This is a genomic window from Lentzea alba, assembly GCF_047445655.1.
Classification (GTDB): Bacteria; Actinomycetota; Actinomycetes; order Mycobacteriales; family Pseudonocardiaceae; genus Lentzea; species Lentzea alba_A.
In genome coordinates, this window is the sequence record NZ_JAJAEG010000007.1 from 93,633 (window position 1) to 99,632 (window position 6,000).

At 68.2% G+C, this 6,000-nt stretch carries 7 protein-coding genes; 2 read left to right on the forward strand and 5 right to left on the reverse strand.

The annotated features are described in order from the left end of the window. Positions 1–278: 278 nt before the first annotated feature. The 5 genes from LFM09_RS13165 to LFM09_RS13185 all read right to left on the reverse strand — a co-directional run bounded on the left by LFM09_RS13165 (position 279) and on the right by LFM09_RS13185 (position 4,880). On the reverse strand, positions 279–1,130 hold the full coding sequence (locus LFM09_RS13165) for a DUF4349 domain-containing protein (protein ID WP_414096687.1): 852 nt from the start codon (positions 1,128–1,130) through the stop codon (positions 279–281). 60 nt (positions 1,131–1,190) lie between these two features. After that, positions 1,191–1,682, reverse strand: a complete 492-nt coding sequence (locus LFM09_RS13170) for a YbjN domain-containing protein (RefSeq protein ID WP_414096688.1) — start codon at positions 1,680–1,682, stop codon at positions 1,191–1,193. After that, a complete protein-coding gene (gene mshA, locus LFM09_RS13175) occupies positions 1,679–2,926 on the reverse strand; it encodes a D-inositol-3-phosphate glycosyltransferase (protein ID WP_414096689.1) in 1,248 nt (415 codons plus the stop codon). The genes LFM09_RS13170 and mshA overlap by 4 nt, the downstream gene beginning before the upstream one ends. Then, the gene (locus LFM09_RS13180) at positions 2,923–3,672 is read right to left on the reverse strand and encodes an alpha/beta fold hydrolase (RefSeq protein ID WP_414096690.1); all 750 of its coding nucleotides are present in this window, start codon (positions 3,670–3,672) and stop codon (positions 2,923–2,925) included. Before LFM09_RS13180 ends, mshA begins: the two co-directional genes overlap by 4 nt. Before the next feature lie 68 nt (positions 3,673–3,740). Beyond that, positions 3,741–4,880: a L,D-transpeptidase gene (locus tag LFM09_RS13185; RefSeq protein ID WP_414096691.1), complete on the reverse strand. Its 1,140-nt coding sequence runs from the start codon at positions 4,878–4,880 to the stop codon at positions 3,741–3,743. Between the two features lie 93 nt (positions 4,881–4,973). On the opposite strand from LFM09_RS13185, the gene LFM09_RS13190 reads away from it, so the two are divergent. Both LFM09_RS13190 and LFM09_RS13195 read left to right on the forward strand, forming a co-directional pair. Continuing rightward, a complete protein-coding gene (locus LFM09_RS13190; RefSeq protein ID WP_414096692.1) occupies positions 4,974–5,708 on the forward strand; it encodes an SDR family NAD(P)-dependent oxidoreductase in 735 nt (244 codons plus the stop codon). Positions 5,709–5,759: 51 nt separating this feature from the next. Beyond that, on the forward strand, positions 5,760–5,909 hold the full coding sequence (locus tag LFM09_RS13195) for a hypothetical protein (protein WP_414096693.1): 150 nt from the start codon (positions 5,760–5,762) through the stop codon (positions 5,907–5,909). The last annotated feature ends 91 nt before the right edge of the window (positions 5,910–6,000 follow it).

Here is a 6,000-nt window from a genome sequence, read left to right on the forward strand (position 1 = left end):
CTCGAATGGAGTAATACAAGCACTTGTGAACGCAAGGATGTATCTGGGAAGTTGATACCGCCTCCGCGAGTCGGCTCCCACGCTTACTCGACAAGCGCGAGGCACTCGCGCGGTTCGTCATCCCCCGTCGGATCGCGTGTCCCGCTTGGGATCCGGAGGCTCCCCCCGTCCACGGACCCATGCAGCGGGGACCTTTGACGCGGGACGGCTCGATGCGACTCCCCCTCTCTCCCGAGCCGTTCCGCGCTTCACAAAGGACCACTCTCAGTAGAACTTGATCACGCGGCTTCGTTCGTTTGGGTGACACGCCGCCGTCGACGCAGTACGTAGATCACCGCCGCCGCGGGCACTCCGAGCGCCACCAGGAACGGCAGCATCGCGCCGACCCCGATCAAGATCACGTTCACCGTGCCGGTGAACGCGTTCCAGCCACCCTGCAGCGCGCCGAGGAAGCCGAGCTCTTCCGGTTCGGGCGCCGCGATCGGAACGGTGGCGACCTGCACCGTCAACGTCGCCAACGTGACCTGGCCCTTGAGCTGAGCACTGCGCCGCTGCATCGACTCCAGCTCCGCCTGCCGCTTGGTCAGCTCCGCCTCGACCTGCGCGACCTCCGAGGTCGACCCGGCCCGCTCGAACAGCACCCGCAGCCGCTCCACGCTGGCCTTCTGCGTCGCGATCCGCGCCTCGACGTCGACCAGTTGGTCGGTGACGTCCTCACTGCGCACCTCGCTGCGCGTGACCTCACCGACCTGGCCGAGGTCCCGCACGACGTTGTCCAGCTCGGCGGACGGCACGCGGACCGTCACGGTTCCGCGTTCCTTGGTGGAGTTCTCCTGTCCCGCGAACCCACCGACGCGCTGCGCCCGGTTCTTGACCTCACCGATGGCCCTCAGCACGTCATCGCTGCGCAGGTCAACGGTCGCCGTGCGCACCAACTGACGTTCCTGCTGCACCGACTGCACGGCAGCAGGAGCGTTCTCCTGCTGCTGCCCCGGCTTCTGCTGCGGCGCCACGGCCGCCTCCGGTGCGGCGTTGTTCGCCGAACCGCCCATGTCCCGCATGCTGCTGCCACACCCCGCTGAAACCAGGGCCAGCAACGCGACTCCCACCCACAGCACTGGTCTGCCCATGCCAGTCGGACGGTTTCGAGCGGACCAGGGGTTGCCGGGGAGGCCGAAACGAGTTGCCGCCTACTCCGAAACGAGATGTTGGAAGGCCGCCAGGTTCGCCAGCGACTCGCCGCGCGACACCCGCCACGCCCACTCCCGCCGGATCGCGTCGGCGAACCCGATCTCCAGCAACGGGTTGAAGTCGCCGTCGGCCGCCTCCAGCACCTGCCCGAGCACGCGGTCCAGCTCGTCGGCGGTCACGGCGTGCTTGCCGACCCGTCCGACCAGGTAGATGTCACCCTCGGCGTCGATCGTGTAGTGCACGCCGTAGAGCCGGGCGTTGCGCCGCAACAGGAACCGGTAGACCTCTTCGAACGACTGGTCGGGCCGCCGGCACACGAACGCCTCGACCACCAGCGCGTGCGCCGTCTCGACCAGCCACACGTTGGTCTGCAGCTTCTTGGTCCCCGGCAGCGTCACGAAGAACTTGCCGGGCTCACGGCGGTCGTACTTCAGCTCCCGTTCGTCGAGGAAAGCCTTGATGACCGCATCTACGTTCGGGTCGACACTCAAGCGAAAACCTCCCGGCGGAACACATCTGCCGCCTCTTGATACCCCGACAGCAGGGCGTCAGTCGTGCGGTCCCAGGAGAAGCGTCGCGCATGCCCGACGGCGTTGCTCGCCAGGTGCTCCCTCTGCGGCAACGCGACTCCGCTGATCGCCGCAGCCCACGCCGCCGGCTCGTGGCCGTGCACCAGAACGCCGGACACGCCGTCGTTGACCGCGACCGGCAACCCGCCGACCGCCGCCGCGACCACCGGCGTCCCGCAGGCCTGGGCCTCCAGCGCCACCAGCCCGAACGACTCGTTGTAGCTCGGCACCGCCACGAGATCCGCCGCGCGGTAGACCGCGGCCAGCGTCGGCCCCGGCTGCGGTGGCAGGAACCGCACCACGTCCGTGATCCCCAGCTGCACGGCCAGTTCTTCCAGCGCCTTCGGCTGTTCCATGCCGCTGCCGGACGGCCCGCCGACGATCAGCACGACCAGCCGGGACCGCAGCCCCGGATCGCGGACCAGCATCTCGGCGGCGGCGCGCAGCAACACGTCCGGAGCCTTCAACGGCTGGATCCGGCCGACGAACGCCAGCACGATCGCGTCCCGCGGGATGCCGAACCAGTGCCGGGCCTTGTCGCGATCGCCGGGCGTGAACCTGTCGAGATCGACACCGGGCGGCACCACGACGACCTTGGACGGTTCCGCGTCGTAGAGCTTGATCAGCTCGCTGGCCTCGATGTCGGTGTTGGCCACCAGCCGGTCCGACTCGTTGACCACCTGCTCCTCACCGATCACCCGCATCCGCGGCTCCGGTGTGTCGCCCTCGGCCAGCGCCAGGTTCTTGACCTTGGCCAGCGTGTGCGCGGTGTGCACGAGCGGCACGCCCCACCGTTCCCGTGCCAGCCAGCCGACCTGCCCGGACAACCAGTAGTGCGAGTGGATCGCGTCGTAGTAGCCGGGCTCGTGCCGTGCCTCAGCGCGTAAGACACCCGCCGTGAACGCACAGAGCTGGCCGGGCAGCTCCTCCTTGCCCAGGCCCTCGAACGGTCCCGCGGCGATGTGCCGGACGTGCACGCCTGGCGCCAGCTCCGCGACCGGCGGCAGCTCCGACGACGTGGCACGGGTGAAGATCTCCACCTCGACGTCGCGCTGCGCCATCCGCGTGGCCGTCTGCACGATGTAGACGTTCATCCCGCCCGCGTCACCCGTGCCCGGCTGCTCCAGCGGCGACGTGTGCACCGAGAGCACCGCGACGCGCTTCATCGGGCGACTCGCTTCAAGTCGTCGGCGAACTGCGCCGTTCGCTCCAGGAACGGCGCATGCGCGGTGTCGGGGTAGAGGCTCAACTCGGCTCCGGGGATCAGGGCGGCGGAGTACTCGGCGGCGGCAGGGGCCACCACCTCGTCTTGAGTCCCGTGCACGACCAGGGTCGGCACGTCGACGGCCTTCAACACGTCAGCGCTGCCCACATCCCTGCGGAACAGCTCACCTCGCACTTTATGGCTCACCGAGGTCGCCGAGGCTGTGAGTTCGGCGACCGTCTCAGCAGGTAGCGCGGGTGCCATGTTGCGGCAGAACTCGGCCATCACCTCGTCGTCGGTGATCGCGGCGGGCAGCGCCGCGCGCATCACGGGGCCGGTCTCGCCGCCGGGGCGTCCTCGGCCGATCTCGGTGACGGCGCTCACGAACACCAGCGCGTTGATCTTCGCGGTGCCGTGGAAGCGGAGGTAGTCGGCGATCACGAGGCCGCCGTAGGACCAGCCCAGCACGGTCGCCGGTCCGGTGTGGTCCAGCACGGATTTGAGATCCGCGGCCCACTGGGCGGAATCGCGGTAGTCGCCGAAGTCGTCGGACTCGCCGTGTCCACGCAGGTCAACGGCGTAAGTCCGAAAACCGGGCAGGTCCCAGACCTCGCCCGTCTGCGCCCAGCCGTGGATCAGCACCACCGACGGCGCGTCGAGTGGTCCTGCCTCACGGACGGCCAGTCGTCCCCCGCCGGCCGCCGTCACGTGTGTTAGGTGCACACACGTGCAAACGACCTGGTCGGGGGACGCATTCCCGCCGGTCCTACTTGGTCCTACTTGATGGCGGACTTGCTCTTCCACTGGTCCCAGGACAGCTGCCAGTCGTACCAGTCGAACTGCGCCGGCAACGTGGTGATGGAGCCGGTCACCTCGACCGGGTCGCCCACCAGAGCCGAGTCGAAGTACGCCTTCGCGTCGGCCTCCAGCAGGTTCGCGCAGCCGTGCGAGGTGTTGTTCGAGCCGATGTTGCCCGCGTTGTCGTTGTTCTCGTGGATGAACTCGCCGTGGTTCGAGAACCGGACGGCCCACTTCTTCACGACGTTCGTGTAGCCGTAGCGCGGGTTGTCGAACGAGAACGTGTCGTGCTTCGACATCACGACGAACGTGCCGTTCGGCGTGGTCAGCTCGGGGTCGGCGTCCTTGCCGAACGACGCCGGGTAGTCCGCGACCTGCTGGCCGTCCCGCAGCACCTTGAGGCGGTGCGTCGGGTTGTCGATCTTGACGACCTGGTTGCGACCGATGGTGAAGTCGCTGGTCACGTCGGCCCGGCCGAACGCGCCACCGCCGTAGTTCACGCCGTAGAGCTTGGCCTCGACCTTGATCGTGGTGTTCGCCGGCCAGTACTTCTCCGGCCGGTAGTGCACTTCCTGGTCGTTCAGCCACGCCCAGGTGCCCGTGACGTTCGCGGAGTTGGTGACCTTCAACGCCTTCTCGACGGTCGCCTTGTCCTGGACCGGCGCCTCGAACTTGACCATGATCGGCGCCGCGACGCCGACGGTCTGGTTGTCACCCGGCCAGAGCGTCGCTCGGGTCTGCGAACCGGGCGCGACGGTGGTGAACGAGCCCTTGATCTCGACCGGTTTGCCATCGGTGCCGACGACCTTGCCGGAGTAGCTGTACGTCTTGCCGTAGCCCAGCGGCTCGGAGGCGGTCCAACCCGACTTGTCCTCGGTCAGCGTGCCCTTGACGTCTTTGCCCTCCGGCGACTTCACCGCGACGGACTCGATCTTCCCGTCCACCACGGTGACCTGCACCGGACTCGTGACCTGCACGTCCTTGGTGCCGTCGACCGGGGACAGCGTGACCTTCGCGGACGGCAACGAGCTGTCCGCCTTCGGTGACCCCGCCTCGACACTCGAGCAGCCGGTCAGCAGCGTCAGCCCGGCGACCAGCGCGACAAGTGTTCTCTTCACGGTTTCGACCTCCCACCATGGTGGACGTCCAGAACCCCACTCGGGTGTGGGTGACGTCGGTCACACCCGGTTCGGCGGCCTACGATCGAGATCGTGAATCGACCTGTCGCAGTAGTGACCGGAGCCAGCGCGGGCATCGGCGAGGCCACCGCCCGGCGATTGGCCGCCGAGGGCTTCCACGTCGTGCTCGGCGCACGCCGTCTGGACCGTCTCCACGTTATCGCGAAGGAGATCGACGGGACGGCCATCGAGCTGGACGTCACCGACGAGGCCTCCGTCGCCGCTTTCGCCGACGGGGTACCCCAGGCGAACGTGCTCGTGAACAACGCCGGTGGTGCCCGCGGACTTTCGACCGTGGCCGAGGGTGATCCCGAGGAGTGGCGGTGGATGTGGGAGGCGAACGTCCTCGGCACCCTGCTGGTCACCAAGGCCTTCATCCCGAAGCTGATCGCCTCCGGGGACGGGCACATCGTTTCCGTGACGTCAGTTGCCGCGTATGAGGCCTATGACAACGGTTCTGGGTACACCAGCGCCAAGCACGCCCAGTCGGCGCTGCATCGAACGCTGAGGGGCGAACTGCTGGGGCAGCCGGTGCGGATCACCGAGATCCAGCCGGGCATGGTCCAGACGGACTTCTCCGCGAACCGGTTCGGTGGCGACACCGAGCGCGCGGCGAAGGTCTACGAAGGCATCACGCCGCTGACCGCCGACGACGTGGCGGACGTGATCTCATTCGCGGTCACCCGGCCGTCGCACGTGAACCTCGACACGATCGTGCTCAAGCCGAGGGCCCAAGCTTCGGCGACGCGGGCGCACCGCGATCTCTAGGGTGGATCTTGGCGGGGCAGGGGGCTCCGCCGGGAGTTCCTCGGGGGAAACATGATCAGGAAGATCGCGGCGGCCGTTGCGGCCGCGGCAGTGTTGGTGCTCGCGTTCGCGCCGGCCGCATCCGCGGGCGATGCGCACACGGGTGCGGCGGCGGTGTCCGAGTGCGGTATTCCGCAGGCCCTTCCCGACTGCGAGGGCTAGTGAGGCTTCCGTGACTCGGGCACACCTGGTGTGAGCAGGTCCACGTCCAGCTGACGCAGGACGGGCGCGACGGGGTTCGCGAACCCCGTCG

Bases quoted from the DNA above. Each gene is read 5' to 3' on its own strand.
- LFM09_RS13195 (WP_414096693.1), top strand. From the start codon at position 5,760: ATGATCAGGAAGATCGCGGCGGCCGTTGCGGCCGCGGCAGTGTTGGTG.
- LFM09_RS13165 (WP_414096687.1), bottom strand. From the start codon at position 1,130: ATGGGCAGACCAGTGCTGTGGGTGGGAGTCGCGTTGCTGGCCCTGGTT.
- mshA (WP_414096689.1), bottom strand. From the start codon at position 2,926: ATGAAGCGCGTCGCGGTGCTCTCGGTGCACACGTCGCCGCTGGAGCAG.